Source organism: Streptomyces sp. NPDC048637, assembly GCF_040650675.1.
Classification (GTDB): domain Bacteria; phylum Actinomycetota; class Actinomycetes; order Streptomycetales; family Streptomycetaceae; genus Streptomyces.
On sequence record NZ_JBEZHQ010000002.1, the window covers coordinates 280637 to 305474 of the forward strand.

At 71.8% G+C, this 24838-nt stretch carries 23 protein-coding genes; 13 read left to right on the forward strand and 10 right to left on the reverse strand.

The features are described from left to right. Positions 1 to 68 precede the first annotated feature (68 nt). A complete protein-coding gene (locus AB0C46_RS04135) occupies positions 69 to 890 on the reverse strand; it encodes a methyltransferase domain-containing protein (protein WP_362825524.1) in 822 nt (273 codons plus the stop codon). Between AB0C46_RS04135 and AB0C46_RS04140 the strand changes: the two genes are divergently transcribed. Continuing rightward, entirely contained in the window at positions 889 to 2499 is a 1611-nt protein-coding gene (locus AB0C46_RS04140; protein WP_362825796.1) for a PLP-dependent aminotransferase family protein, read from the forward strand. The two genes, AB0C46_RS04135 and AB0C46_RS04140, sit on opposite strands and share 2 nt — an antisense overlap. Before the next feature lie 152 nt (positions 2500 to 2651). Here AB0C46_RS04140 and AB0C46_RS04145 read toward each other — a convergent pair whose 3' ends face one another. Together AB0C46_RS04145 and AB0C46_RS04150 are read right to left on the reverse strand one after the other, a co-directional pair. Further along, entirely contained in the window at positions 2652 to 4214 is a 1563-nt protein-coding gene (locus tag AB0C46_RS04145) for a YncE family protein (protein ID WP_362825525.1), read from the reverse strand. A gap of 193 nt (positions 4215 to 4407) precedes the next feature. Continuing rightward, positions 4408 to 4746 (reverse strand): hypothetical protein, encoded by a 339-nt coding sequence (locus AB0C46_RS04150; RefSeq protein WP_362825526.1) that lies wholly within the window; start codon positions 4744 to 4746, stop codon positions 4408 to 4410. Between the two features lie 113 nt (positions 4747 to 4859). On the opposite strand from AB0C46_RS04150, the gene AB0C46_RS04155 reads away from it, so the two are divergent. Together AB0C46_RS04155 and AB0C46_RS04160 are read left to right on the forward strand one after the other, a co-directional pair. Next, positions 4860 to 5654, forward strand: a complete 795-nt coding sequence (locus AB0C46_RS04155; RefSeq protein WP_362825528.1) for a helix-turn-helix transcriptional regulator — start codon at positions 4860 to 4862, stop codon at positions 5652 to 5654. Then, positions 5647 to 5874 (forward strand): DUF397 domain-containing protein, encoded by a 228-nt coding sequence (locus AB0C46_RS04160; protein WP_362825530.1) that lies wholly within the window; start codon positions 5647 to 5649, stop codon positions 5872 to 5874. Before AB0C46_RS04155 ends, AB0C46_RS04160 begins: the two co-directional genes overlap by 8 nt. Here the strand turns inward: AB0C46_RS04160 and AB0C46_RS04165 are convergent, their stop codons facing one another. The 3 genes from AB0C46_RS04165 to AB0C46_RS04175 form a co-directional block, all read right to left on the reverse strand. Then, the gene (locus AB0C46_RS04165; protein WP_362825531.1) at positions 5875 to 6333 is read right to left on the reverse strand and encodes a nuclear transport factor 2 family protein; all 459 of its coding nucleotides are present in this window, start codon (positions 6331 to 6333) and stop codon (positions 5875 to 5877) included. Positions 6334 to 6399: 66 nt separating this feature from the next. Continuing rightward, complete coding sequence (locus tag AB0C46_RS04170) at positions 6400 to 7284, reverse strand: pyridoxamine 5'-phosphate oxidase family protein (protein ID WP_362825798.1); 885 nt, start codon at positions 7282 to 7284, stop codon at positions 6400 to 6402. Between the two features lie 16 nt (positions 7285 to 7300). Next, positions 7301 to 7756 carry a VOC family protein gene (locus tag AB0C46_RS04175; protein ID WP_362825532.1) on the reverse strand — a complete coding sequence of 152 codons (456 nt, stop codon included), beginning with the start codon at positions 7754 to 7756 and terminating at the stop codon, positions 7301 to 7303. Positions 7757 to 7900: 144 nt separating this feature from the next. Between AB0C46_RS04175 and AB0C46_RS04180 the strand changes: the two genes are divergently transcribed. Further along, positions 7901 to 8443 (forward strand): CGNR zinc finger domain-containing protein, encoded by a 543-nt coding sequence (locus tag AB0C46_RS04180; RefSeq protein ID WP_362825533.1) that lies wholly within the window; start codon positions 7901 to 7903, stop codon positions 8441 to 8443. A 116-nt stretch (positions 8444 to 8559) separates the two neighbouring features. Here AB0C46_RS04180 and AB0C46_RS04185 read toward each other — a convergent pair whose 3' ends face one another. Further along, a complete protein-coding gene (locus tag AB0C46_RS04185; protein ID WP_362825535.1) occupies positions 8560 to 9240 on the reverse strand; it encodes an alpha/beta hydrolase in 681 nt (226 codons plus the stop codon). Positions 9241 to 9641: 401 nt separating this feature from the next. Here AB0C46_RS04185 and AB0C46_RS04190 point away from each other — a divergent pair, with 401 nt between their 5' ends. From AB0C46_RS04190 to AB0C46_RS04200, 3 genes are all read left to right on the forward strand, one after another. Further along, on the forward strand, positions 9642 to 10040 hold the full coding sequence (locus AB0C46_RS04190; protein WP_362825536.1) for a hypothetical protein: 399 nt from the start codon (positions 9642 to 9644) through the stop codon (positions 10038 to 10040). A gap of 403 nt (positions 10041 to 10443) precedes the next feature. Then, positions 10444 to 11046 carry a carbonic anhydrase gene (locus AB0C46_RS04195; RefSeq protein WP_362825538.1) on the forward strand — a complete coding sequence of 201 codons (603 nt, stop codon included), beginning with the start codon at positions 10444 to 10446 and terminating at the stop codon, positions 11044 to 11046. A 92-nt stretch (positions 11047 to 11138) separates the two neighbouring features. After that, entirely contained in the window at positions 11139 to 12737 is a 1599-nt protein-coding gene (locus AB0C46_RS04200) for a SulP family inorganic anion transporter (protein WP_362825539.1), read from the forward strand. A 115-nt stretch (positions 12738 to 12852) separates the two neighbouring features. On the opposite strand, the gene rocD is transcribed toward AB0C46_RS04200, so the two are convergent. The 3 genes from rocD to AB0C46_RS04215 all read right to left on the reverse strand — a co-directional run bounded on the left by rocD (position 12853) and on the right by AB0C46_RS04215 (position 15668). Continuing rightward, positions 12853 to 14097, reverse strand: coding sequence for an ornithine--oxo-acid transaminase (gene rocD, locus AB0C46_RS04205; RefSeq protein ID WP_362825541.1), 1245 nt, complete (start codon positions 14095 to 14097; stop codon positions 12853 to 12855). Continuing rightward, the gene (gene ddaH / locus AB0C46_RS04210; RefSeq protein WP_362825543.1) at positions 14097 to 14924 is read right to left on the reverse strand and encodes a dimethylargininase; all 828 of its coding nucleotides are present in this window, start codon (positions 14922 to 14924) and stop codon (positions 14097 to 14099) included. The genes rocD and ddaH overlap by 1 nt, the downstream gene beginning before the upstream one ends. 249 nt (positions 14925 to 15173) lie before the next feature. Beyond that, positions 15174 to 15668 (reverse strand): Lrp/AsnC family transcriptional regulator, encoded by a 495-nt coding sequence (locus AB0C46_RS04215; RefSeq protein ID WP_362825544.1) that lies wholly within the window; start codon positions 15666 to 15668, stop codon positions 15174 to 15176. A gap of 264 nt (positions 15669 to 15932) precedes the next feature. On the opposite strand from AB0C46_RS04215, the gene AB0C46_RS04220 reads away from it, so the two are divergent. The 6 genes from AB0C46_RS04220 (at position 15933) to AB0C46_RS04245 (ending at position 24663) form a co-directional block, all read left to right on the forward strand. Beyond that, positions 15933 to 17099: a hypothetical protein gene (locus AB0C46_RS04220; RefSeq protein WP_362825546.1), complete on the forward strand. Its 1167-nt coding sequence runs from the start codon at positions 15933 to 15935 to the stop codon at positions 17097 to 17099. Next, a complete protein-coding gene (locus tag AB0C46_RS04225; RefSeq protein ID WP_362825547.1) occupies positions 17096 to 17944 on the forward strand; it encodes an alpha-L-glutamate ligase in 849 nt (282 codons plus the stop codon). The genes AB0C46_RS04220 and AB0C46_RS04225 overlap by 4 nt, the downstream gene beginning before the upstream one ends. 155 nt (positions 17945 to 18099) lie before the next feature. Beyond that, positions 18100 to 20334 carry a family 2 encapsulin nanocompartment cargo protein terpene cyclase gene (locus tag AB0C46_RS04230; RefSeq protein WP_362825549.1) on the forward strand — a complete coding sequence of 745 codons (2235 nt, stop codon included), beginning with the start codon at positions 18100 to 18102 and terminating at the stop codon, positions 20332 to 20334. A 250-nt stretch (positions 20335 to 20584) separates the two neighbouring features. After that, positions 20585 to 22795 (forward strand): UvrD-helicase domain-containing protein, encoded by a 2211-nt coding sequence (locus AB0C46_RS04235; RefSeq protein WP_362825550.1) that lies wholly within the window; start codon positions 20585 to 20587, stop codon positions 22793 to 22795. A 196-nt stretch (positions 22796 to 22991) separates the two neighbouring features. Next, the gene (locus AB0C46_RS04240) at positions 22992 to 23828 is read left to right on the forward strand and encodes a chitin-binding protein (RefSeq protein ID WP_362825551.1); all 837 of its coding nucleotides are present in this window, start codon (positions 22992 to 22994) and stop codon (positions 23826 to 23828) included. Between the two features lie 142 nt (positions 23829 to 23970). Then, positions 23971 to 24663, forward strand: a complete 693-nt coding sequence (locus AB0C46_RS04245) for a Crp/Fnr family transcriptional regulator (protein ID WP_362825553.1) — start codon at positions 23971 to 23973, stop codon at positions 24661 to 24663. Positions 24664 to 24838 lie beyond the last annotated feature (175 nt).

Sequence of the window (24838 nt, forward strand, 5' to 3'; positions counted from 1 at the left end):
GGCTCCTGAAACGGGCCGCCCGTCACTGGCGCGCCGGCGGGCTCCGGCCCCTCTACGGCTCTACGGCTCTACGCCTGCGGGTTGACGGCCACGGCCTTGAAGAAGGTGTAGTGGAAGGTCCCGCCGTCGTCCGCGGCCAACCGGAGATCGGCGATGCCACGGTCCCAGTCGGCGGCGGTGGTCAGACCGGTGCTCAGCGCCTCGTCGCGGACCGCTTCGACCATGGCGATGAAGGTCTTCCGGGTGAGGCCGTTCATCAGCGCGGGCCGGGTGGCGTCGGCGTAGGCCGTCCGCGGCCGGACCACCACCTGATCGAAGCCCGCGCCACTGAGCAGCGGCTGCAACGCCCGTCCGAGCAGCGCATTTCCGCCGGCCGCGGCCTGTAGCCGTACCTGGTGGCTGATCACCTCATGGGCGTGGACGCTGTCGGGGTGGAGGACCACCGAACCGTGGTCGCCCTCGATCACGGTGAGGGTGCCGCCGGGCCGCAGCACACGCCGCAGCCCGGCCAGCGCGCGCTGCGGATCCGGGAGGTGCTCCAGCACGAAACAGGCGAAGACATGGTCGAACTGTGCCGCGCGGAACGGGAGGTGGTGCAGGTCGGCGGTCCACCACTCCACGTCGGCGGTCGGTTCCTGCGCCGTCACATACGCGCGGGCCTGCGCCAGCGACTCCGCGGAGCAGTCGATCGCGACGATCCGTGCCCCCGGACTGCTCCTGGCCAGATGCACGGTCTGCGCGCCCACCCCGCAGCCGACCTCCAGTACCAGGCTGTCGGCGGCGTACGCCGTCCCGGCATGCAGCAACGCGGCCAGGGTGTCCGCCTGGTCGCCGAGCCGACGTGCCTCCTGGGGTGAATAGCCGTGCACATACGCCGTGTTCGTGTTCATGCCTTCACCGTGCCGCGACAATGGCCCGGTGCACAGGTCCAAAGAGCGCCCTGCCAACCGGTCCATAACGCCGTCGTCCCCGGCACCGCCAGCTCCTTCGTCCCCGGCTCCTCCGTCCCCCTCGCCCCCGGCCGCCCCGTCCCGTTCGGCGGCCCCCGGTTCCTCCGACTTCCTGCAGCTGCATCTCGACGACGCGCCCGTGGGCGGCCGGTCGGACTGGCTGGCCCAGGAGTTGCGGCGGGCCATCGCGGACGGCCGGCTGCCGGTCGGGAGCAGACTGCCCGCGACCCGGACGCTCGCCGCTGACCTGCGGGTATCGCGGGGTGTGGTCACCGAGGCATATCAGCGGCTGACGGAGGACGGGCAGCTCGCCGGGCGGGGGAGGGGTGGCACGATCGTCGTCGCCGCGCCCGTGACGGCCGCCGCGACGAGCAGGGGAGCGACGCCCCGGGCCGGCCGGACCCCCGCTCCGTTCGCCGCACCGCCCGGCCCGGAGATCTTCGACGAGCTGCGCACCGCCCCCGCGCGGATCGACCTCTCGCCCGGCGTGCCGGACCTTGCCGCCTTCCCCCGCGCGGCCTGGCTGCGCGCCGAACGCGCGGTGCTGGCGGACCTCCCGTCGGCCGACTTCGGATACGGGGACCCGCGCGGCACCGCCGCACTGCGCTGGGCCGTCGCGAACTGGCTGGCCCGCAACCGCGGGATCAGGGCGGATCCGGACGAGGTGGTGATCGTCGTCGGCACCGTCCAGGCGCTCGGCCTGATCGCCCAGGTGCTGCACCGCGACGGGATTCCGGAGATCGCGGTGGAGGACCCCGGATCGCTCGGCGCGCGACAGCATCTCCACCACTGGCGGATGGCGACGCCGCCGGTCCCGGTGGACGACGACGGGATACGTGTCGACGCGCTGCGGGCGAGCGGTGCGCGGGCCGTTCTGCTCACTCCGGCGCACCAGTTCCCGATGGGGGTGGTGCTCGGTGGCGCGCGGCGCCGTGAGCTGATGCGCTGGGCGGCCGATGGCGGCCTGATCGTCGAGGACGACTACGACGCCGAGCACCGCTACGACCGCGCGCCGGTGCCTGCCCTGCGCTCGCTCCTCCCCGAGCAGGTCTGCTACGCCGGCAGCGTCTCCAAGCTGCTGGCCCCCGCCCTGCGGGTGGGCTGGTTGCTGCCGCCGCCGAAGTACCGGAAGGCGCTGGTCGACGCCAAGAGGTTCGCCGACCTCGGCAATGCCGCACTGCCCCAACTGGTCCTGGCCCGTTTGATGGAGTCCGGTGAACTGGAGCGTCGGCTAAGGCTGTTGCGGCGCCGCCACCGCCGCCGCCGGGACGCCATGATCGCGGCGATCCGCGACCGTCTGCCGGGCGCGACCGTGCACGGCGCCGCGGCGGGCCTGCATCTGACGCTCACCTTCGGACGGGACGGCTACCGGGGCTCCGACACGGATCTGGCCGCGGCCGCCCTCGCCCACGGCGTCAAGGTCCACCCCCTGTCCTGGCACAGCCAACGCCCGGCCCCGCCGGGCCTGGTCCTCGGCTACGCCGCCCGCACACCGGACGAGATCACGCAGGGCGTGGCCGTCGTCGGCGAGGTGTTGAGCGGGGGGTGACGGGGCCGCGCGCCACCCTGGGCAAAAGCGGACCCTTCCGTGCGCTCCTGTTCTCGAAGCGCACGGAAGGGTTGGGTGCGGGTGCTGCCCGGACCCGGCGGCGCTCGGGGCGCAGATGCTGCCGGGCCGGTCGGCCGGTGATCTGGCGGGGGTCAGGGTTCGATGACCTCCGCGTGGTCGCTGGACGGGGACAGGGTGGCCGACGGGGTGGTCGCGCCGGCGAAGCTGACGTCATATCCGCCGTTGAGGAGGATGAGCGTCAGCGTGAGGGTCTCGTTCACCCGGGCGACGCCCTGGGCGTCGGTGAGGGCGGTGCCCAGGACATGGGAGCCGGCAGTGAACGTGATGGGCTGGCCGGCCACCGGAAGGCCGGTGACCTGGTCGGTCAGCGTGGCGGTCAGGAACGGGAAGTACACGTGCGGCGGGAACAGCTTCGCCAGCGCCGGGGTCGCGGTCAGCGTGGTGGCGTGGACGGGCAGCACGTAGGTGAAGCCGTTCACCAGGGCGGCGCCGCCACTGGTGGTGATGACGGTGACGGTGGCCGGGCCGGCCGCTCCGGGCGGGGTGGTGGCGGTGATCTCAGTGCCGGCGGCATTGACGCTCACCCCGGTGGCGGGGTTCCCGCCGATCGTGACGCTCGCCCCGGTCAGGTTCTCGCCGGTGATCGTCACCACTGTGCCGCCCGTGGTGGGCCCTTGGGTGGGGGTGATGCTGGTCAGCTTGGGGGGAAGCTGGATGACGCTGACATCGGACGAGGCGAAGTTGGTGACGTAGATCTTGCCGTTGGCGGTGACCGCCACGGCGATCGGCTGGGTGCCGACGGGGATCGGGGTGCCGATGACGGTGTTGGTGACGGTGTCGATCACCGTCACGTCGTTCGACCCCCGGTTGGCGGTGTAGGCGTCGCCGTTGGGGCCGACCGCGATGCCCCACGGCTGGCTGCCGACGGGGATCGTGGCGATGACCAGGTCCGTGGTCGTGTCGATCACGGACACGTTGTTCGACGTGATGTTGGCGACGTAGGCGTTGCCGTTGGGCGCGATCGCCACGAAGTTCGGCTGGGTGCCGACGGGAATCGTGGTGATGACGGTGTTGGTGGTGGTGTCGATCACCGTCACGTTATTCGAAAAGCGGTTGGCGACGTAGGCCTTGCCATTGGGGGCGACCGCGATCCCGACCGGGCCGCTGCCGGTGGGGATCGGGGCGCCGATGACGGTGTTGGTGGTGGTGTCGATCACCGTCACGGTGCTCGCGGAGAAGTTGCTGACGTAGACGCGTCCGCCGGGGACGACCGCCACCACGGCCGGCTGGCCGCCGACGGGGATCGGGGCGCCGACGACGGTGTTGGTGGCAGTGTTGATCACCGACACGGTGTTCGACCCGCTGTTGGGGACGTAGGCGTTGCCGTTGGGGGCGACCGCCAGCCAGACCGGTGTACCGCCGACGCCGATGGGGCCGCCGATGACGGTGTCCGTGGTGGTGTTGATCACCGACACGCTGGCCGATCCGGAGTTGGCGACGTAGAGGTCGCTGTTGGGGGTGATGGCCACCCCGACCGGGTTGTTGCCGACGGGGATCGACGTGACGGCCAGGAAGGTGCGACCGGGGGCAGCCACCCGGCTCATCTGCGCCGCCTCGGCGGGCGCCACGGCCTGGCCGGGGAGCGCGGCTGTCTGTAGCAGCTCCGGCAACGGCGACTGAACATTCGTACTCATGTGGACCCCTTCTGTGGGGGCCGTCCAGAGATCCCGCTCCGGGGCACCACAACCACAGACCCACGCGTCACAACAGCACGGCGGGCTGCATATCCCCGAGGAGGGATGGGCAGCCCAGTGGTTCGGTGGCTTCTTCGTTCCCTGGCCGCGGGGAAGCGAAACGTCCACAGGCGACTGCCGACGGCCGGCGCCTTCACCTGTCGGCATCCAGATCGTCCGGTACCGGCAGTCGCCCACCCCTGCTGGCCGCGATGCGCAGTACGTCGCCGAGCGCCCGGGTGGTCTGCTGGAGCGTCACCCGGAGCGTGAGCGGCCCGGTCGTCGGGTCGTCCAACACCTCTTCCGCATCGGCGAGTACGGCGGCGCCGTCGCGCATCTGCTCCGCCTCCATCTCGTCCGCCTTGCGGGAGAGGTAGCCGCCGCTGTCGTCGGTGCTCAGGTAGCACGGGTTGCCCGCGGGGGTCTCCCACGGCAACAGGCGCAGTCCTGGGCCGGGACTACGGGGGGCGTCCGGGTCGATCTGCTCGGGCACGTCGTCAACTCCTGTGCGTCTTGGCGGCTTTCGCTCCTAGCGTTGTGTGACGGCGAGTAGCCTCGCCAGTGCACAGAGGGTGACGAATTTTCGGTCACAGGGGGGTTGACGACATGGGCAGCACCTACGGCGACTGGCTCAAGCAGCAGCGAGAAGAGGCCGGGCTGACGCAACAGCAGCTGGCCGACGCGGCGGTGATGACCCGCTCGCACATCGCGCACATCGAGGCGGGGCGCAGGGTCCCTTCGAAGGAGGATGCGCGGCGGTTGGACATGGCGCTGAATACGGGGAATGTGCTCAGCAGCTTTCTGCCGCAGGATGACACTACGGTCGCCGACCGCTTCGAGGATGCGCTGAGGCTTGAACAACAGGCAACGATGATCAGGGAGTTCGCAGCTTCCACTATCCCTGGAATCTTCCAGACGGACAGATACGCGCGGGCCATCTTGAGTACGGCTTTCCCTCCGTGGGGGGAAGAGAAATGTGACAGGCTCGCTGTATCACGGCTTGAGCGCTCGAAGATTCTCACGAACCCGTTGACGCCGATCGTGTGGGCGGTCCTGGACGAGATGGTGCTGCGTCGGCCAGTCGGCGGCCCTGGTGTCATGGCGGAACAGATCAATCACCTCGTCCGCCTGGTCGAGGACGAGCGGGTGCGGATGCATGTGTTGCCGCTCGGCCTGGGCGCTCATCCGCTCATGGCGGGGATGCTGACGCTGATGTGGTTCGAGGATCAGCCCCCGGTGGCCTATTCCGAGGGAGTGTCCGTCAGCAAGATCCACGACTCCCCGGCTGTGGTCCAACGACTGCAAGGTCTCTACGATCTCGCGATGGGCGATGCACTGCCGCTGAAAGAGTCCCTGGCCCTGATGAGAGCGACAGCGAAGGAATACGGATCCCATGACTGAGCACACCATTCCGAACGCCGCGACGCTGACCGGTTGGCGCAAGTCGTCCTACAGCGACAACGAAGGGGCCAGCTGCATCGAGGTCCTGGACGGCCACCCCTCCGCCGTCCCCGTCCGTGACAGCAAGACGCCCCACGGTCCGGCGCTCCTCGTCGGGATACCTGCGTGGTCGTTCTTCGTCGACGCCCTCAAGGACGGGGAGTTCCCAGGTTCCGGCTGATCAGCGGAAGGGGAGGGGGTGGCCCCGCTCCTCCTCCGGGCGGGTGCCGAAGATGCGGCGTTCGTCGCCGGTGATCGCGACATCGTGGATGCCGGCCTCCCGGCGCCGCATCAGGCCGTTCTCGTCGAACTCCCAGAGCTCGTTGCCGTAGCTGCGCCACCACTGGCCGGCCGCGTCATGGGACTCGTACTGGAAGCGCACCGCGATGCGGTTGCCGCTGTATGACCAGAGTTCCTTGCGCAGCGCGTAGTCCAGTTCGCGGGTCCACTTCTGGCGCAGGAAGTCGACGATCTCGGCGCGGCCGGTGACGAAGGAGTCGCGGTTCCGCCAGACCGAGTCCTCGGTGTAGGCGAGGGCGACGCGCTCAGGGTCGCGGGTGTTCCAGGCGTCCTCGGCCGCCTGCACTTTCTGGATCGCGCTCTGCTCGTCGAACGGCGGGAACGGGGGGCGTGGTTCCATTGCGGGCTCCATTTCGTTGCTGTGTGGGAGAACTCGGCGTGCGGGAGGCTGCGGCATCCAGGAGGTTCAGGCGCTTTCCCGTACGGGCGGGTTGGCGGGCGAGTATTCGGGGGCGGACCAGCGCAGCGGGCTGGCGTGCGGGGTCTCCACAGTTTCGGCCACCGTGAAGCGTGTGGTGCGTCCTGCCGCGCCGAACGCGGTGGTGGCGGTGCCGGTGAGCTGGAGCGTGGTGCCGGTGCTCCAGTCGACGAACAGCAGGCCGGCGCGCGGATCGCCTTCGAGGTTGCCCAGGGTCAGGAACATCGAGTTGCCCGGGTAGTCCTGCCAGCAGAGTTCGTTCGGCGAGATGACTTGGACGAATCCGGGGTTGCCGCCGCGGTGGCTGGCGTCGGTGCCGTCGGCGGCCGCGGTGGCGATGAAGAAGGTGTCGGCGGCGCGGACGAGCCGCTGCTGGCCGGGGGTGAGTTCCCGGCCCCGCCGCACGGCGCCGGCCCGGCCGGGGACCGGCGCCTGGAGCGTCCGCCGCTGCAGATACCGCGGGCAGTTGGCGAAGACCTGGTCGGCCGTCACCACGAATCCGCGGGGCGTCGGTGCGGCCGTGCCGTTGAGGCGCATACGGCGGCGGGTGCGGGGGTCGAGGGCGAGGGTGCCGAGGTCGGTTCCCTCGGTCGCGAGGGCCGCGGTGAGCGGGTCGCCGTCCGGCGGGCCGCCCGTGACCGCGATGTGGCGGGGGCCCGTGGCCCGGACGAACCCGGGGGTTCCGGTGAGCAGCGAACTCCACATCCGGCCGGCCTCGTCCGCCGCGCCGATCACCAGCATCGGCTGCAGTCCGAGGAAGGCCGCGGCCACCTCGCGGATGCCCGGCCCGATGGAGCGGCCGACGTGGTCGGCCACCGCGCGTACGCCGAGCCGGTCCTGCACGGCGCGTGAGCCCTCGTGGTACGGATCCACCACAGCCCTCAGCTCCTCAGAAGAATCCGCAGGTCGGCGCGTCCGTCACCGGGGTGGGTGCGCCGTCCGCGCCGGTGGGTACGCAGATCTCCAGCCGGGTGCCGTCCGGATCGTGGAAGAAGATCCCGCCGGAGCCGGCGCCCTCGCCGTGGGCGACGAATCCGTCGTACGCGAAGTCGATGCCCCGCTCGCGGAGCCGGGCCTCGAACGCCGTCACCTCGTCGACCGTCCCGGCCTCCCACGCCAGGTGGTGCAGCCCGGCCAGGCCCGGGGCGTAGGCGCCGTCGGCCTGCTGCCACAGCGTGAGCGTGAGCTGTCCGTCCTGGCCCAGGAAGGCGAAGCGCCGCCCGTCGTCGTTGCCCTCGCCGAGCACGTCGAAGCCGAGCACCTCCCCGTAGAAGGCGAGGGAGCGCGTGAGGTCGGTGACGTTCAGGCCGATGTGGCCGGTCCGGAGTGTGCTGGTCGCCGTCATGGCAGACCCCTCTCCGGCGGATCTGTCCATCCGCCGATCTAACTGGTAAAATTGACTTTAAGGGTTAGGGCGGGGGTGTGCAACCGATTCCGTACTCTTGGCTGGTTAGCCCCTAGGGGACATGGACGTCAGAAGGAGGCAGGGATGCCCGCGCCCGACCCCCGTCCCCTGACCGGAGAGCCCGTCTCGCTGGATCTGCTGAACACCCGCTGGGTGTCCGAGGCCGGACGCCAGGACCTGCTCACCGGAGTCGACGGGCTGCGTATCTGGCTCGCGAGCAACGGTCTGGACCGCCGCTTCCCCGCTGACGCCGCCGCACTGGAGCATGTGCTGCTCGCCCGCGAGGCCCTCGCTGCCGCCGTCGACGACCCCGGCGGCCCGGCCGGTATCGAGCGCCTCAACGCCGTGCTCGATCGGGGCCGGATCCGCGCCACCCTGACCCCCGAGGGTCCTGGTGAGGAGGCGGAGTTCGAGCATCCGTCCTGGGGTGCGGCCTGGACTGCGGCCCGGGACTACCTGGATCTGCTGCGCACCGCCCCGGACCGGATCCGCAGCTGCGCGCACGAGGCCTGCATCCTGCACTTCTTCGACACCTCGCGGAACGGCACCCGCCGCTGGTGCTCGATGGCGGCCTGCGGCAACCGCGCGAAGGCGTCCCGCCACTACGCGAAGACGCGCGAGGCCTGAGCCCGCCGGGCGGCACGGACCGCCGCCGGCCGTTCCTGCGCGAGCCGACAGCCGTGCCCTCCCGCGCGTGTATGCGGAAGGGCACGATCCCCAGGGGGGTGGGGGCTCAGGGGGCGTCAGAGGCCCTTGGCGATGCTGTGCAGGTAGTTGGCCAGGTCCTGGGGGTGGGCGTACATGGGGCCGTGGCCGGTGTCCCATTCGGTGGTCTGTGCGCCTATGCGGTCGGCCATTTCGCGCTGGGTGGCGGCGGGCAGTGCGCGGTCCTGTGTGGCGACCAGGTAGTGCGAGGGCTTCTCGCGCCAGGCCGGGATGCCGGACGGGGCGCCGTCGATGCCCAGGCGCGGGAACTTCTGGACGGCCGCGGCGAGCGCGATGCGTTCGGCGGCGGCGTCGGCGGCCACGACCTCCCCGTAAGCGGGCCGGTCGATGTAGGAGTGTCCGTCGTCGGTGACCCGGAGGTGCTCGGGGAGTGCGCTGCCGGGGCGGCGGTGCACGATGTCCCGGACCGACTCGCCCTGGTCGGGGGCGAACCCGGCGATGTAGGCCAGGGCCTTGACGTGGTCCTGGCCGACGGCCGCGCCGGTGACGACGGCGCCGCCGTAGGACCAGCCCACCAGCAGCACCGGCCCGTCGACGGTGGACAGCACCCGGCGTACGGCCGCGATATCGCCTTCCAGTGAGTCCACGGGGAGTTGGGCGGCGACCGGCTCGTGGCCCAGAGCGCGCAGTGCGGTGAGGGTCTCGCTCCAGGCGGAGCCGTCGGCCCACAGGCCGTGGACGAGAACGATGGCGGTCATGACGGGAGCCTCCGGGGGGTCGGGAGAGGTGCGCGGGACGCATGGCGGTGGCGGTGGCGACCAGGACGGCTTCGCCACCGCCCCGTCGCTATAACCACTGAATGCGACTTTAGAGGTTAGGGGTCGGGGCGGTCAACCGGCTACGTGTTTGTGAGTGGTTAGTCTCTGGGGGTGTGCCGGGGGTGTGCCGGGGTGCGTCGGGGGCGTACCCCCGGGGAGGGGTGCCCGGGGGTGTCGATCGCCGGAAGTCGGCGAAAGTCGCAGATCACCACCCCTCAGGCGCACATGCGTTCGAGGCGCCGACTAAGATCAACTACGACACCGCGTCCCCGCCACGCCCCATTCGTGGCGGGGCTGTTGTGTCTTCTGCACGTACACCGAGGAGAGGATTCCCCCCACACATGACCCGTTCGAAGCTGCTTCGCGCGCTGACCGTCGCCGGAACGATCGCGCTGAGCGCCGTCGCCACCACCCCGGCCGCGCACGCCGCCGCGTCCGCCTGCACCCATGACTGGTCGGGCCCGCAGATCTGCATCGAGACCGATGGCCAGGACGGGACGCCCCAACCCGGCACGGTCACCGCGACCTGGACCAACCCGCCCAAGAGCCGGAAGTCCGCGACCGTCTACATCTACGAGCCGGACGGCTTCAGCTACTCGTTCAAGGCGAAGCGCTCCGGCGGCCAGCTCGTCGGCCACACCGCCCCGGGGCTGCAGTCCAGCGGAGACCTTTGTGTCCGCTTCAAGGGCAGCTCGCACAAGGCCTGCCTGGAGATGATCAACCGCAACGGCTCCTTCTGAGCGGCTCCTTCTAGGGGACGAACCGCTCGACGCGGCCGCAGCTCACCCGAGTTGCGGCCGCGTCGGCGTTTCGGTGGCCGCGTCGGCGTTTCGGCTGGGGCGGAGGCGGGGCGGGGCAGCCCGGCACCCGCTCCAGGCTCGTGCGTGCCGATTCCCGCTCCTCGGCAGGGCGGGCGCCACCCCGGCCTGACGGCAGGCCGGGACATCTGCCGTTCGGTCGGTCTTCAGGTTGCCTTCAGGAAGGGTGCGTAAGGGTGGCCTTAGGTGCTCAGGGAGCACGCCCGGCACGGGGAACCGTCCTGCGCCGGGGCGCGCAGCCGTCTCACCGTCGAGGCCGCGGGCGCGCCACCCATGACCCGACCACACCACGCGCCCACGGGGGGCGAGTAGGAGGCAGGCCACCATGCAACAACTCACCGCGCACGCCCGTTCCTTCGAGAACCGCTGCGCCGAGCGCGGCGAGGAGTTCCGCAGGCTCGGAGCCGGGCAGTCGCCGCAGGCGCTGTTCATCACATGCTCCGACTCGCGGGTCGTGCCCGCGCTGATCACCGGGGCGGCGCCGGGCGATCTGTTCGAACTGCGCACCGCGGGCAACATCGTTCCCGAGTACCGCCCCGAGCGGCCCGCCGGGGAGGCCGCCACCATCGAGTACGCCGTACAGGTCCTGGGCGTGGCGCACATCGTGGTGTGCGGCCACTCACACTGCGGGGCGGTCGGTGCGCTGGTCCGCGGGGAGGATCTGACCGGGGTGCCCGCGGTCCAGGGCTGGCTGGAGAGCGCCGCACCGGAACTCTCGGGCGGCGCGGGGGCCGACGGCGGCACGCCGGAACTCGCCGACGCCGTCCAGCGGCACGCGCTGGCACAGGCGGAGCGGCTGCGGTCCTACCCGTGCGTGGCGGAGGGCCTCGACGCCGGGCGGCTGTCTTTGGACGTCTGGTTCTACGAGGTGCACACGGGGGCCGTGCGCAGGCACCGGCCGGAGACGGGGCGCTTTGAGGCGCTGTGAGCGGGCGTCGGCCCGACCCGCCGCCTGACAGGCCCGCCGCCTGACCGACCCGCCGCCCGTCCCGTCCCACGCACCCCACCGGAGAGATCTCCATGCTCACCGCGCTCAAGCGCACCACAGGCAAGCTCCCCGCACTCAGTCCCGGCACACTCCGCCGTGATGTCCTCGCCTCACTCGTCGTCTTCCTCGTCGCCGTCCCGCTGTGTGTCGGTGTCGCCGTCGCCTCCGGGGTGCCGGCCGAACTCGGGCTGATCACCGGCATCGTCGGCGGCCTGGTCGTCGGCTGTCTGCCGGGCAGTTCGTTCCAGGTCAGCGGTCCCGCGGCCGGGCTCACCGTGCTCGTCCACGAGGCCGTACAGCAATTCGGCCTGGCGGCCCTGGGCGCGATCGTGCTCGCTGCCGGCCTCCTGCAACTGGCCCTCGGCGCGCTGCGCTGCGGCCGGTGGTTCCGCGCGATCTCGGTCGCCGTCGTCCAGGGCATGCTGGCCGGGATCGGGCTGATCCTCATCCTCGGCCAGGTGTACGCCATGGCCGACACCGACCAGCCCGGCACCGGCCTCGCCAAGATCACCGGGCTGCCCGGCCTCGCCGCCGGGATCGCGAGCCGCCCCGAGGCCCTCACCGCGTTCGCGGTCGGCGTGGGCACCCTCGGCCTGCTCGTGCTGTGGCCGCGGCTGCCCGCGAAGGTCCGTCTGGTACCGGGGCCGCTGGCGGCCATCGCCGTCGCCACCGCGGTCACCGCGGGGTTCGCGCTGCCCATCAGCAAGGTGGAGGTGCACGGCCTGCTGGCGTCGATCCAGCCGCCCGGCCTCGGCGAACTCGGCGGACTGGCCCAGCTGTCCGTCCTCGGCACGGTGCTCGCCTTCGCCCTCATCGCCTCCGCGGAGAGCCTCTTCAGCGCCGCGGCGGTGGACCGGATGACCGGGGCCCGTACGGACTACGACAAGGAGCTGATGGCGCAGGGCGCGGGCAACACGGTCTGCGGACTGCTCGGTGCCCTGCCGATGACCGCCGTGATCGTCCGCAGCGCGGCGAATGTGCAGGCCGGGGCCCGGACGAAGGCCTCCCGGGTGCTGCACGGAGTCTGGCTGCTGGTCTTCGCCGCGCTCCTCCCGGCGGCCCTCGGCGTCGTCCCGATCGCCGCGCTCGCCGCCGTCCTGGTGCACGCCGGGGCGAAGCTGGTGCCCGTCCGGCAGCTGCCGCAGCTGTGGCGGGAGCACCGGGGCGAGGCGGTGATCCTCGGGGTGACCGCGGGCGCGATCGTCTTCACCAATATGTTCGAGGGCGTGCTGCTCGGCCTGCTGCTGGCCGTGGTGAAGACTGCCTGGGAGACCTCCCATGTCCAGATCGACGTACGGGAGTTGACCGGCGGACGGACCCTCGTCGCGCTCAGCGGCAATGCGACCTTCCTGCGGCTGCCCAAGATCCTGGACGCGCTGGAGGCGCTGCCCGGCGACCAGCCCGTCGAGCTGGACCTGACGGACCTGCGGCACCTGGACCACGCCTGCCGCACCGCGCTGGACGGCTGGACCACGCAGCACAACGCCGCGGCGGCCCCGTCCCCCGCGAACCGGCCGGCCACGGTGACGGCCGGGCGGGCCACGTCAGCGGCTGCGTCCACGGCCACCTCGGCCACGTCCAAGGCCACGTCCGCGGCCACGTCCTCGGACGGCTCGTCGCACCGCGGCTGATTCTGACGCACCTGCGCGCGGCCCCGGCAGTGAACCAACTGCCGGGGCCGCGCGCAGGCTTTGAGCGGCCGGCCCGCCGGTGCCGCGCAGGTCTTCAGGGACCGGCCCGCCGCCCCTACCCCAGCGACAGCGCCCGCTCCAGGCTGCCCAGTGCCGATTCCAGTTCCTCGGCGGTGATGGTCAGCGGCGGGGCCAGCCGGATCGTCGAGCCGTGGGTGTCCTTGACCAGGACGCCTTCCTTCAGCAGGCGTTCGCTGATCTCCCGGCCGGTGCCGAGGGCGGGGTCGATGTCGACACCGGCCCACAGGCCGCGGGCGCGGAAGCCGGTCACGCCCTTGCCGGTCAGTGCGGCCAGGCCGCTGCGCAGCTGGGCGCCGAGGTCGGCGGCGCGGCGCTGGAACTCCCCGGTGGCGAGCAGCTCGATCACCGCCGAACCGACCGCGGCGGCCAGGGGGTTGCCGCCGAAGGTCGAGCCGTGCTGGCCGGGGCCGAGCACGCCGAGCACCTCGCGGCGGGCGACGACGGCGGAGACCGGGACGATGCCGCCGCCGAGCGCCTTGCCGAGCAGCAGCATGTCCGGCACCACGGATTCGTGCTGGACCGCGAGGGTGGTGCCGGTGCGGCCCAGCCCGGACTGGATCTCGTCGGCGATGAACAGGCAGCCGTTGCGCCGGGTCAGTTCGCGTACGCCGGTGAGATAGCCGTCGTCGGGGATGAGGACGCCCGCCTCGCCCTGGATGGGCTCGATGAGTACGGCGGCCGTCGTCTCGTCCAGGGCCGCTTCGAGCGCGGCGAGGTCGTTGTACGGGACGGTGCGGAAGCCGGGGGCGAAGGGGCCGAAGCCGATGCGGGCCGTGTCGTCGTCGGAGAAGCCGACGATGGTGGTCGTCCGGCCGTGGAAGTTGCCGCCCGCCACCACGATCGTCGCCCGGTCCGCCGGGACACCCTTGACGTCGTAGGCCCACTTGCGGGCGACCTTGATGCCGCTCTCCACCGCCTCGGCGCCGGTGTTCATCGGCAGCACCATGTCCAGGCCGGTCAGCGCGGCGAGGCCCTCGGCGAAACCGGCGAGGCGGTCGTTGTGGAAGGCGCGCGAGGTGAGGGTGAGCTGGTCGAGCTGGCGGTGCGCGGCCTCGATCAGGGCCGGGTGACGGTGGCCGAAGTTGAGGGCCGAATATCCGGCCAGCATGTCGAGGTAGCGGTGCCCTTCGACGTCCTCGACCCAGACCCCTTCGGCGCGCGCCACCACCACGGGCAGCGGGTGGTAGTTGTGCGCGAGCACCGGGCTCTCGGCCTGGATGAGCTCCGCGGACGAACGGGGAGCAGCCTGCACGGGGACGGTACGGGTGGGAGCGGTCATCAGCGGATCTCCTGGGTGCAGCACTTGATGCCGCCGCCGGCCTTGTGGAACTCCGACAGGTCGACGGGGACGGGGACATAGCCGTGCGCGCCGAGCTGCGCGATCAGGCCGGTCGCCTGCGGGGCGACGAAGACATGGCGGCCGTCGGAGACGGAGTTGAGGCCGAAGGCCATGGCGTCCTCCCGGGTGGCGAGCACCGCCCCGGGGAACAGCCGCCGCAGCACTTCACGGCTGCCGGACGAGAACGCCTCGGGGTAGTAGGCGATATTCGCCTCGCCCGTCTCCGCCGTCTCCTCCAGGACGAAGAGCGCGGTGTCCAGGTGGTAGAAGTACGGGTCCACCAGCTGCAGGCCGATCGTCGGCACGCCGAAGAACTCCTGCACCTCGCGGTGCGCGGCCGGAGTGGTGCGAAAGCCCGTACCCGCGAGGATGTAGCGGCCGGCCGGGACGAGATCGCCCTCGCCCTCGCACCGCGACTCCGGCCGGTAGACGTCGTATCCGGCCGCCTTGAACCAGGTCTCGTACTCCGTGGACTCCGGCCGCCGCTGCGGCGCGTGGAAGTGCGAGCCGAAGACCCGGCCGTCCACGACGAGCGCGGAGTTCGCCGCGAACACCATGTCCGGCAGGCCGGCTACCGGGGCCACGGTCTCCACGGTGTGCCCGTGCGCGCGGTAGGTGCCCATCAGGGTCTCCCACTGGCGCCCCGCGAGGGCGGTGTCCACCGGGACGTCGGCACGCATCCATGGATTGATCGCGTACTGCACGGCGAAGTGTCTGGGCTCGCAGACCAGATAGCGCCGGGGGCGCGACACACGAGTCATCGGCACGGGACGATCCCTTCGCTTCCTCAGGGGCATGCGGGTGACCGGGTGTCACAGAGCGTTACCCGGAGTGCTTCCAAGGTAAGGAGCGAGGGATTCGGGCCACAAGCAACAAATGCTGCTCAGCGAAGCAGTAATGCTGCGTAGTGGCGGTGTCTCACGCAGCTTTGCTGCGCGATTCTGTGGCGCATTCCGCTTCCGCGGCCTGTGTGCCGGTCTCCCGGCGGCCGTGACGGGCCGCGCGATCCGGCCGCCTCAGCGGGCGGCCCCTCCGGAGGACTGCCGGGCGCCCGCCTCCGGGCTGTCCGGCAGCAGATGGGACAGCACCATGTAACTGATCGTCTTGCGGATGAAGGGCTCGGCCCGGATGCGTTCGAGTACCTCCTCGAAGTGCTCCACATCGGTGGCCCGTACGTGCAGCAGCGCATCGGCGCCACCGGTGACGGTCATCGCCGCCGCGATCTCCGGGTGGTTGCGCACCACCTCCGCGAGCCGGCGGGGCGGCGCCGCGCTGTCGCAGTACACCTCGACATACGCCTCGGTGAGCCAGCCCAGCGCGGCCGGGCGGACGGTGGCGGTGAACCCCGTGATCACGTTGTTCTCCCGCATCCGGTCCACCCGCCGCTTCACCGCGGTGGACGACAGCCCGATCGCGGCACCGATCTCCGCAAAGCTCGCCCGGCCGTTGTCGATCAGCGCCGCAACGATCTTGCGGTCGAGGTCGTCGAAGGGCACCGCCTTGTTGGTCACTGGGGCCTCCCGATTGATCCCGGTCCATCCCGGTCATGCTCCGTCGCGGTCGCCTCACGGTAGCGACACCGGGCGCCCGGCCGAGCGGGGCCGGGCCGGTGGCCGGGGTGCGGCGGGCGGACTGCGGCCACCCGCCGTCCGACGTGACACGGGCCGGGGCCGGGCGCGTGGGTCCACCGTCCCCGGCGGACGCCGCATGGGATCCTGGTGTGTCATGGATCTGCCGGACGGTCGGTGGACGTGCGGCGATGACGAGGGTGCCCGATGAGACTCTGCTTCCTGGTGGAGGAGCAGTACCGCCATGACGGCATGCCCCTGGAGGTGATCCACCAACTCCGCGCCTGGGACCACCAGGTGGACGTGCTGTGGCCCGGCCGCTCGCTGATCCGGATATCCGAGGCGATACAGGCGGGCAGCCACGATGCCTGGGTCCTCAAGACCGTCTCCGGCGGTCCGGGCCTGACCCTCCTGGAAGCGGCCGCTTCCGTCGGGCTGACGACGGTGAACGACGTCCGGGCCATCCGTGGCGTACGGGACAAGGCGCTGGCCGCGGTGATCGCCCGCAGCAAGGGGCTGCCCGTCCCCGTGACGTATGCGGCGGCCCGTCCGGAGGAGTTCGCGGAGATAGCCGAGGCGGAGTTCCCCCTCGTGGTCAAGCCCGCGGACGGCAGTTCCGGGCGTGCCGTCCGGCTGGTGGCGACACCGGACCGGCTGCTGGATCCGGTGGAGCCGGGCGGCCCGGCGGGCGCGGCGGGCGGGCTGCTCATCGCCCAGCCCTATGTCCCCAACTCCGGTACGGATCTGAAGGTGTACAGCGTCGCCGGTGAGCTGTACGCAACCGAGCGGTGCTCCCCGCTGCACCCCGCCCACGCCGTACGGGAACGGCAGGTGCCGCTCACCCCCGAAGTCGCCCGGATCACCGCCGAGATAGGCGCCGTCTTCGGCCTCGACCTCTACGGGGTCGACATCCTGCTCGGACCGGACGGCCCGGTGGTCGTCGACATCAATGACTTCCCCAGCTTCCGCCAGGTGCCGGACGCGGTCGCCCGGGTGTCCGCCGCCGTCCTGGACCTCGCCCGTAACGGGACGAGCGGGCGGGAGGAGTTTGTACGGGAGGCATCCGTACGGGAGGCGTCCGTACGGACGGCCGTAGGGGAGGCCGGCCCGGTGAACGGGAACGGGCAGGAGGCCGGGGCGGGACCGGTGCCGATGACCGGCCGGCCGGGCGCGGTGCCCGTGCCGGTGACCGGGAAGCCGGGTGCGGCTGTCCTGACCGCGACCGGGCAGCCCGGTGCAGCGGCCCGGCCGGCCACCGGCCAGCCGGGCACGACGTCCGCCCCGGCAACCCCAGCACCCCCGGCACCCCCGTTCGCCGTGCCGTCCGTTCCCCGTCCCGCCCGGCCCGCGGCGTCCATCGGCGGCGGCCGGTGAGGATCTGTCTGGTCACCGCGGATCCCGGTCATCCGCTGCTCGCCGCGGTCACCGACCTGCTGACCCCGGAGCACCAGGTGGCGACCCTGGACCCGGGCGCCGAGGGGCCGGGCCCAGACCTCTCCTCGCTCGCCGACGTCTATCTCCTCAAGGCGCGGACGCCCCGGGCGCTGGCGCTCGCCGCGCTCCTGGAGGAGCACGGCGCCGTGGTGCTCAACTCGGCTGCGGCGACCGCCCGGTGCCAGGACCGGGTGGAGATGGCCGCAGTGGCCCGCGCGGCCGGGCTGCCGTTCGCCGGCACCCGCTCCGTGGCCACGCTCGGGGAGCTGGCCGCGGCCGGTGCCCCGGCGGGTCCACTGGTGATCAAGAGCCGGTTCAGCCGGCGCCGGGACCTGGTGGCCCGCGCCGACAGCGCCGTACGGCTGCGCGAGCTGGCCGCCGACTGGTCCGAAGAGCCGGTCGTGGTACAGGAGTTCACCGTGAACAGCGGCTGGGACCACAAGCTGTGGGTGGTCGACGGGCAGCTCTTCGCCGCGCTGCGCCGCTCGGAACTGGCCCCGGACGGCCGCGGGCCGACACTGCCGCTGCCGGTCGGCGAGCTGCCCGCGAGCTGGACGGCCGCCGCGCTCCGGGTCGGCGAGGTCTTCGGCCTGGAGGTCTACGGGGTGGATCTTCTCGACGCCGGGGGTGGTGTGCCCCTCATCGTGGACATCAACGCCTTCCCCGGTATCCGCGGCCAGGCCGGTGCCCCGGAGGCGCTGGCGGCACTCGCCCTGCGGACCGCGGTGAGCGGCCGGACGCGCGGCGCGGACGAACGAAAAGTGCCACAAGTCGGCGAGAAATGAAGCGACTTCCGACCGCTCCGAACCGAAGGGGAGCGGAGGCGGAAGCTCCTCCTCCATAGGGCCTAAGGCGCCGCCCCCTGGGGTAGCGCTGCCCCGTCAAGGGGGCGTGGTGCAGCGCGCCTTCCTTCCGTACGTATGGGGAGAGGCCAGCAACGGTGACACAGCCATTCGAATTGCCCCACTTCTACACGCCCCATCCGGCGCGGTTGAACCCGCATCTGGAGACGGCGCGCACCCACTCCACGCAGTGGGCCCGCGAGATGGGGATGCTGGAGGGCTCGGACATCTGGGAGGAGAAGGATCTCGCCGCCCACGATTACGCCCTGCTGTGCTCCTACACCCACCCGGACTGCGACGCCGACGCGCTCTCGCTGGTGACCGACTGGTATGTCTGGGTCTTCTTCTTCGACGACCACTTCCTGGAGAAGTTCAAGCGGACGCTGGACCGCAAGGGCGGCAAGGAGTACCTCGACCGGCTGCCCGCCTTCATGCCGATGGACCTGACCACGCCTCTTCCCGAGCCGGCCAATCCGGTCGAGGCCGGGCTCGCCGACCTGTGGGCGCGGACGGTGCCGCGGATGTCCATGGACTGGCGCCGGCGGTTCGCCGAGAGCACCGAGCATCTGCTCAACGAGTCGCTGTGGGAACTGTCCAATATCAACATCCACCGGGTGCCCAACCCCGTCGAGTACATCGAGATGCGCCGCAAGGTCGGTGGTGCGCCCTGGTCAGCGGGCCTGGTGGAGTACGCGACCGGTGCCGAGGTGCCCGCGGCCGTCGCCGCGTCCCGGCCGCTGCGGGTGCTGCGCGACACCTTCTCCGACGGCGTCCACCTGCGGAACGACCTGTTCTCCTACCAGCGGGAGACGGAGGAGGAGGGCGAGCTGAGCAATGGCGTCCTGGTGCTGGAGACCTTCCTGAACTGCACCACCCAGGAGGCGGCGGACACCGTCAACGACCTGATCACCTCCCGGCTGCAGCAGTTCGAGAACACCGTCGTCGCCGAACTGCCCGTGCTCTTCCTGGAGAAGGGGCTCGATCCGCAGTCCTGCGCTGACGTACTGGCGTATGCCAAGGGGCTCCAGGACTGGCAGTCCGGCGGCCACGAATGGCATATGCGCTCCAGCCGCTACATGAACGGCGGCGGGGCCGCGGCCGACCGCTCACGGCCCTGGTCGCCCTTCTCCTTCGGCGGCCTCGGCGCCTCGGCGGCGGACCTGGACACCGCCCTGGCCACGGCCGGTGCGCTCCGCTTCCGCAGCGGCACCCACATCCCGCACCAGAAGGTCGGACCGTCCCAACTGCCGGACTTCTACCTGCCGTTCACCACCACCCTCAGCCCGCACCTGGAGGGCGCCCGCCGGCGGGTCATCGACTGGGCGCACCGTATGGGCATCCTCCAGCCGCAGCCCGGTGTGCCGCTGTCCGACGTCTGGGACGAGCCCGCGATGGTCCGGCACGATCTGGCGCTGTGCGCGGCCGGCATCTTCCCGGACGCCACCCCGGACCAACTCGACCTGAGCTCCGCGTGGCTGGCCTGGGGCACCTATGCGGACGACTACTACCCCCAGGTCTTCGGCCGGACCCGCGACATCGCCGCGGCCAGGGTGTGCACCGAGCGGCTGTCGGCCTTCATGCCGCTCGACACCACGACGTCCGCACCGGAGCCGGTCAACGCTCTCGAACGCGGCCTGGCGGACCTGTGGCCCCGTACGACGCTCTCCATGGCTCCCGAGGCGCGCCGGGCGTTCCGTGAAGCCATCGACACGATGACGGCCAGCTGGCTCTGGGAGATCGACAACCAGATCCAGAACCGCATCCCCGACCCGGTCGACTACATCGAGATGCGCCGGGCGACCTTCGGCGCGGACCTCACGATGAGCCTGTGCCGGATCGGCCACGGCCGGCAGGTCCCGCCGGAGATCTACCGCACCGGCACCCTGCGCTCACTGGAGAACGCCGCCGCCGACTACGCGGGCCTGATGAACGACGTCTTCTCGTACCAGAAGGAGATCGAGTACGAGGGTGAGGTCCACAACGGCATCCTGGTCGTCCAGACCTTCTTCGGCTGCGACTACCCGACCGCGCTGAACATCATCAATGACCTCATGACGTCGCGCATGCACGAGTTCCAGCATGTCGCCGCCCACGAACTCCCCGTCGTCTGCGAGGACTTCCAGCTCCCGGCGGAGGCGCGCGAGGCGCTGGACGGCTATGTCCGCGAGCTGGAGCACTGGATGGCCGGCATCCTCATCTGGCACCGGGACTGCCGGCGCTACCAGGCCTCCGAGCTGCGCCACCCGGCGGGCTCGCCGGGCCGGGTGGGCGCGCCGACCGGGCTGGGCACGTCGGCGGCGCGCCTCTTCCGGTCGGTCGCGCGGGCCGGGTAGGACGGCGGCGACCCGGGCCGGCTCGGCTCGGCCCGGGCCGCCTTTCCGCCGAGGGGAGGGGGCCGGGCGCCGGCTCGCAGTCCGCGGCGGGGCCGGTCCCGCCATCCCGCCATCCCGCCGACCCGTCGACTCCCGGCACCATGCGCCCGTGCCCCTCCCGTGCCCCTCCCGTGCGCACTTCCGCGTCATGTGTCATCGACCTATGGTTCATGACCCATGCCTACGGGGGCGAGCGGTGAGGGGGCGAGCGATGGTGGCAGGGAGTTCACCGGGCGGGTCGGCAGGTGCTTCGGCGGCCCGGCGGGCGCAGCAGGCCCGCCGGCAGGAGCGCCTGTTACGCGAACAGTGGCAGGCGGCCCGCCAGCGGGCCGAGCGCTGGGAGGCGGCGAGCGAGGGGGAACAGCGGGTCGCCGCACAGCTGCTGATGCTGACCGAGCGGGGCTGGCGGCTGTTCGTGGACCGGCGCTGGCCGGGCACCCGGGCGGCCAATGTGGACATGCTGCTGATCGGCCCCGGCGGGGTCTTCGTCATCGACGTCAAGAACTGGCGGGCGGCACCGGAGGCCTCGGGCGGCCGGCTGCGGGCCGGGGGCTTCTCCCGCGACGAGCACCGGCGCAAACTGCTCGCGGTCACCAAGGCCGCCGAGAGCGCGGTGGCCTCCCTGGGCATGTCCCCGGTGGCGGTGCGCCCGCTGCTGGCCTTCGCGGGGCACCGGGTCGACGCGGAGCTGGGCCGGGTGCGGCTGCTGGGCGAGCGGGAGATCGGGCCGGCGCTGCTGTCGGAGCGCAGCCGGCTGTCCGCGCAGTCCGTCCGCGCCCTCGCCGAGCATCTGGAGCGGGTCTTCCCCGAGTACGAGGCCCCGCCCGCCGCCGGCACTCCGGACGGCGCCACCCGCATCCCGGACGGCGCTGCCCGCACCCAGGACGGCGCTGCCCGCACCCCGGACGGCGCCCGCACTCCGGACGGCGCCCGCACCCCGGACGGCGCCGCCCGGCCACCTGCCGCCGGGGCCGACGGCCTCTTCGACCTCGACGGGCTGCGGGAAGCCGCCCTCGACGAGGCGCGCCGGGCCCCCATCGAGCAGTGGATGACCTTCCTCGACCCCGACCAGCTCGCGCTGGTACGGCGCAACTGGGCCGGCCCGGCCCGGATCAGCGGCCCGGCCGGCACCGGTAAGACGGTCGTCGCCCTGCATCGCGCCGCCTACCTCGCCCAGCGCACCAACGGCCGCATCCTGTACGTCACCTTCGCCAACAACCTGCCCCGCGTACAGGCCACCTTCCTGACGACCATGGCCCCGGCGGTGGCCGACCGGATCGACTTCCGCAGCCTGCACTCCTGGGCACAGGAGTACCTGCGCGACCGCGGCGTCCCGGTCCATCTGCACAAGGAGAAGGCGGAGACGGCCTTCAGCTTCGCCTGGAAACACGTCGGCCGGAACAGCTGTCTGACCGAGATCGACCCGCAGCACCCGTATTGGCGCGAAGAGATCGACTACGTCATCAAGGGCCGCGGCATCACCTCCTTCGAGGAGTACGCCGCGCTCCTGCGTCGCCGCCGCCGCGCCGGTCTGCGCCGCCCGCACCGGCAGGCCGTCTGGTCCCTGTACGAGGCGTACGAGGCGCAGCGCACCGAGCGCGCCGTACACGACTTCAACGATGTGCTCTCCCTCGCGCTCGCCGAGGCGGCCGGCCGTACCGGCCACAGCGCCTACACGGCCGTCGTCGTGGACGAGGTCCAGGACCTGACCCTCGTCGGGGTGCGCCTGCTGCATGCCCTGGTGGGCGACACCCCCAACGGCCTCCTCCTGGTCGGGGACGGCCAACAGGCCGTCTACCCGGGAGGGTTCCGCCTCTCGGACGCGGGCATCGACATCCGAGGGGACCGCGGCCAGGTGCTGCGCGCCAACTACCGCAACAGCAAGGAGATCGTGGACACCGCGCTCTCCGTGGTTGCCGACGACGCCTTCGAGGACCTCGACGGCCTGCCCACCCCGGGCCGGCGGGACATCGATCTGACCTACCACGACGGCGAGGTGCAGCGCGCCGTACTGCCCACCCCCGCCGCGCACGACGAGGCGCTGCTGACCGCACTGCGCGCCCTGACCCCGCAGGAGCTGGCCGGCTCCGCCGTCCTCTGCCCCTCGAAGCGCGCCCTTGAGCACCACCAGCGCCTCCTCACCGGGGCGGGCCTGCCTGTCTGCTCGCTGGACCGCTACGACGGACACCCGGTCGAGGCCGTCAAACTCGGCAGCTACCGCCGTGCCAAGGGCCTGGAGTTCAAGCGCGTCTATCTGCCGCAGCACGACAGCCATCTGCCCAAGGGGGCTCCGGACGGTCCTGCCCCCGCCGAAACCGCCCACGAGCGCGCGGAACTGGCCCGCAGTCAGCTCTACGTCGCCATGACCCGGGCCCGTGACGTCCTGTGGCTGGGCAGCGTCCGGCCGCCCCGGGAGGACTGACGGCGGGCGTCGCCGGCGGGGCGGGAGGTGCCGGAGGTGCCGGGGGCCCGCCTCGGCGTAGAGAATGTCCTGCTGCGTGGTGAATATCCGATGAGACCGGAATATCCCGTGGGGCCGTAGGGAACCCCACATGGCGACCTTCCGTAAGGGCCCGACCTGGACCGGCCCGCCGCCATGGCTGACAGGAGTTCCGACTGTGCGACGCAAGACCGCTTTCCTTGGGGCGCTGGCTCTCACCGGGGGGCTCGTCGCGTTCGCTCCCTCCGGCGCGCATGCCGTCACCGGTGTCATCACGTACCACACCCGGCCCGAGAACCGGCCGCACGAGATCCTCGACCCCGGCGACGACCACTGCTACGGAGTGGGGGACGGCTACGGCGAGGTGGACAACGACACCCCCACCGACCTCGTCCTGTACACCGGCCGCGACTGCACCGGTTCCGTGGTGGTCGTCGTGCCCGCCCGCGGCTGGCGCAACGCCAAGTTCGGCAGCCTCCAGCTGAGCGCGAACGGGCCCCGGGAGCCGGAAACCGCCGCTGACCAGGACCGTCCCGACGATCAGGACCGTCGCGATGACCAGGACCGTCGTGACGATCAGGACCGTCGTGACGATCAGGACCGTCGTGACGATCAGGAGCGGCCCGACGGCCAGGACCGTCGTGACGATCAGGAGCGGCCCGACGGCCAGGACCGTCGTGATGACCAGGACCGCTCGGACAGTCCGGACCGTTCCGACGGTCAGGACCCCTCTGACCGTCCGGACCGCGCGGATGACTCGGATGACTCGGATGCCTCGGATGCCTCCGACACCCCGGGCCGTGCGGACGATGTCGGCGCCCGGGACACCACGGGCAGCGCCGACCCCTCCGACAGCCTGGATCACTCCGAGTACCCGGAGAACCCGCAGGACACGAACGGCACGGAGCGCCGGGAGCGGCCCGCGAGTTCGGCGAGCGCGCACCCCGTGGACCCGGTGAACGCGGGGAGCCCGGGGCGTCCGGGACGGCAGGGGCGTCCGGTCCGCGCGGGCTGAGGCGCGGCTGAGGAGACTGAGGGGCTCAGGGGGGCTGAGGGGGCTGAGGTGCGAGGGAGCCGGGCGGGTACCGGCTCCCGTCACCGGCTCCCGTCACCGGCTTTCGCCGACACGGCGGGAGGGGTTCTTCTAGGCTCGGCACATGGGTGAGCGCGAAGGGGGAGCGCCGGTCGCGGCAGGCCGGACACTGCGGCACTTCGTGGGCGACGCGGTCTGGCGGGACCTGCTGGGCCAGGTCTACGAGCGCCGGCATTCGGCCGGGACCATGATGCTCCGTCAGGGCGAACCGGGGACGCATGTGCTGGCCGTGCTGAGCGGGGTCGCCAAGGTACTCCGGCGCGAGCGGAACGGGGATCTCACCCTGCTGGCGTTCCGGGGGCCGGGGGAGCTGCTCGGCGAGGTCGCGGTGCTGGACGACGACGTACGGTCGGCGAGCGTGGAGACGATCTCGTCGTGCACCGTGGGGGTCGTCGGCAAGGCGGAGTTCCTGCGGTTCGTCGTGGACCACGACCTGTTTCCGGTGCTGGTGCGGTACGCCTTCACCAGGATGCGGGAGTCGGACGAAGCCCGCGGCGGTGGTGACACCCTGACCCGGCTGGCGGCCACCCTGGTGGGACTGGCCGATATCGCCGGGCAGACGGGAGGCCGCCCCGGCGAGCCGCTGGAACTGGCCCTCACCCGTCATGAACTGGCCCAGTACCTGGGCATTTCCCGCAACACCATCTCGTCGACGCTCGCCGAGCTGGAGTCCTGCGAGGTGCGGGCCGGACGGAAACGCATCGTCCTCGGCGATCTCACCGCCCTGCGCCGGATGGCCGCCGCTCCCGGCAGCTGACGCCCCGCCCGGTGTGGCGCGCGTCACGCCGTCACCGCACTACGGGTGCAGACCGGGGAGCCGTCGCTCGCGAGACTCGTGTCCGGAGCTGAACGACGGATTCAGCCCCGGTTCATGACGGCCCGTCGCCCGGCCATGGACCCGGTGAAGACCGCACGGGAAAGCCAAGGAGTTC

What these genes read in the sequence shown, in the direction of transcription:
- AB0C46_RS04140 (WP_362825796.1), top strand. Translation starts at nt 889, where the DNA reads ATGCCTTCACCGTGCCGCGACAATGGCCCGGTGCACAGGTCCAAAGAG.
- AB0C46_RS04135 (WP_362825524.1), bottom strand. Translation starts at nt 890, where the DNA reads ATGAACACGAACACGGCGTATGTGCACGGCTATTCACCCCAGGAGGCA.
- AB0C46_RS04145 (WP_362825525.1), bottom strand. Translation starts at nt 4,214, where the DNA reads ATGAGTACGAATGTTCAGTCGCCGTTGCCGGAGCTGCTACAGACAGCC.
- AB0C46_RS04155 (WP_362825528.1), top strand. Translation starts at nt 4,860, where the DNA reads ATGGGCAGCACCTACGGCGACTGGCTCAAGCAGCAGCGAGAAGAGGCC.
- AB0C46_RS04160 (WP_362825530.1), top strand. Translation starts at nt 5,647, where the DNA reads ATGACTGAGCACACCATTCCGAACGCCGCGACGCTGACCGGTTGGCGC.
- AB0C46_RS04165 (WP_362825531.1), bottom strand. Translation starts at nt 6,333, where the DNA reads ATGGAACCACGCCCCCCGTTCCCGCCGTTCGACGAGCAGAGCGCGATC.
- AB0C46_RS04175 (WP_362825532.1), bottom strand. Translation starts at nt 7,756, where the DNA reads ATGACGGCGACCAGCACACTCCGGACCGGCCACATCGGCCTGAACGTC.
- AB0C46_RS04180 (WP_362825533.1), top strand. Translation starts at nt 7,901, where the DNA reads ATGCCCGCGCCCGACCCCCGTCCCCTGACCGGAGAGCCCGTCTCGCTG.
- AB0C46_RS04185 (WP_362825535.1), bottom strand. Translation starts at nt 9,240, where the DNA reads ATGACCGCCATCGTTCTCGTCCACGGCCTGTGGGCCGACGGCTCCGCC.
- AB0C46_RS04190 (WP_362825536.1), top strand. Translation starts at nt 9,642, where the DNA reads ATGACCCGTTCGAAGCTGCTTCGCGCGCTGACCGTCGCCGGAACGATC.
- AB0C46_RS04195 (WP_362825538.1), top strand. Translation starts at nt 10,444, where the DNA reads ATGCAACAACTCACCGCGCACGCCCGTTCCTTCGAGAACCGCTGCGCC.
- AB0C46_RS04200 (WP_362825539.1), top strand. Translation starts at nt 11,139, where the DNA reads ATGCTCACCGCGCTCAAGCGCACCACAGGCAAGCTCCCCGCACTCAGT.
- rocD (WP_362825541.1), bottom strand. Translation starts at nt 14,097, where the DNA reads ATGACCGCTCCCACCCGTACCGTCCCCGTGCAGGCTGCTCCCCGTTCG.
- AB0C46_RS04220 (WP_362825546.1), top strand. Translation starts at nt 15,933, where the DNA reads ATGAGACTCTGCTTCCTGGTGGAGGAGCAGTACCGCCATGACGGCATG.
- AB0C46_RS04235 (WP_362825550.1), top strand. Translation starts at nt 20,585, where the DNA reads ATGGTGGCAGGGAGTTCACCGGGCGGGTCGGCAGGTGCTTCGGCGGCC.
- AB0C46_RS04245 (WP_362825553.1), top strand. Translation starts at nt 23,971, where the DNA reads ATGGGTGAGCGCGAAGGGGGAGCGCCGGTCGCGGCAGGCCGGACACTG.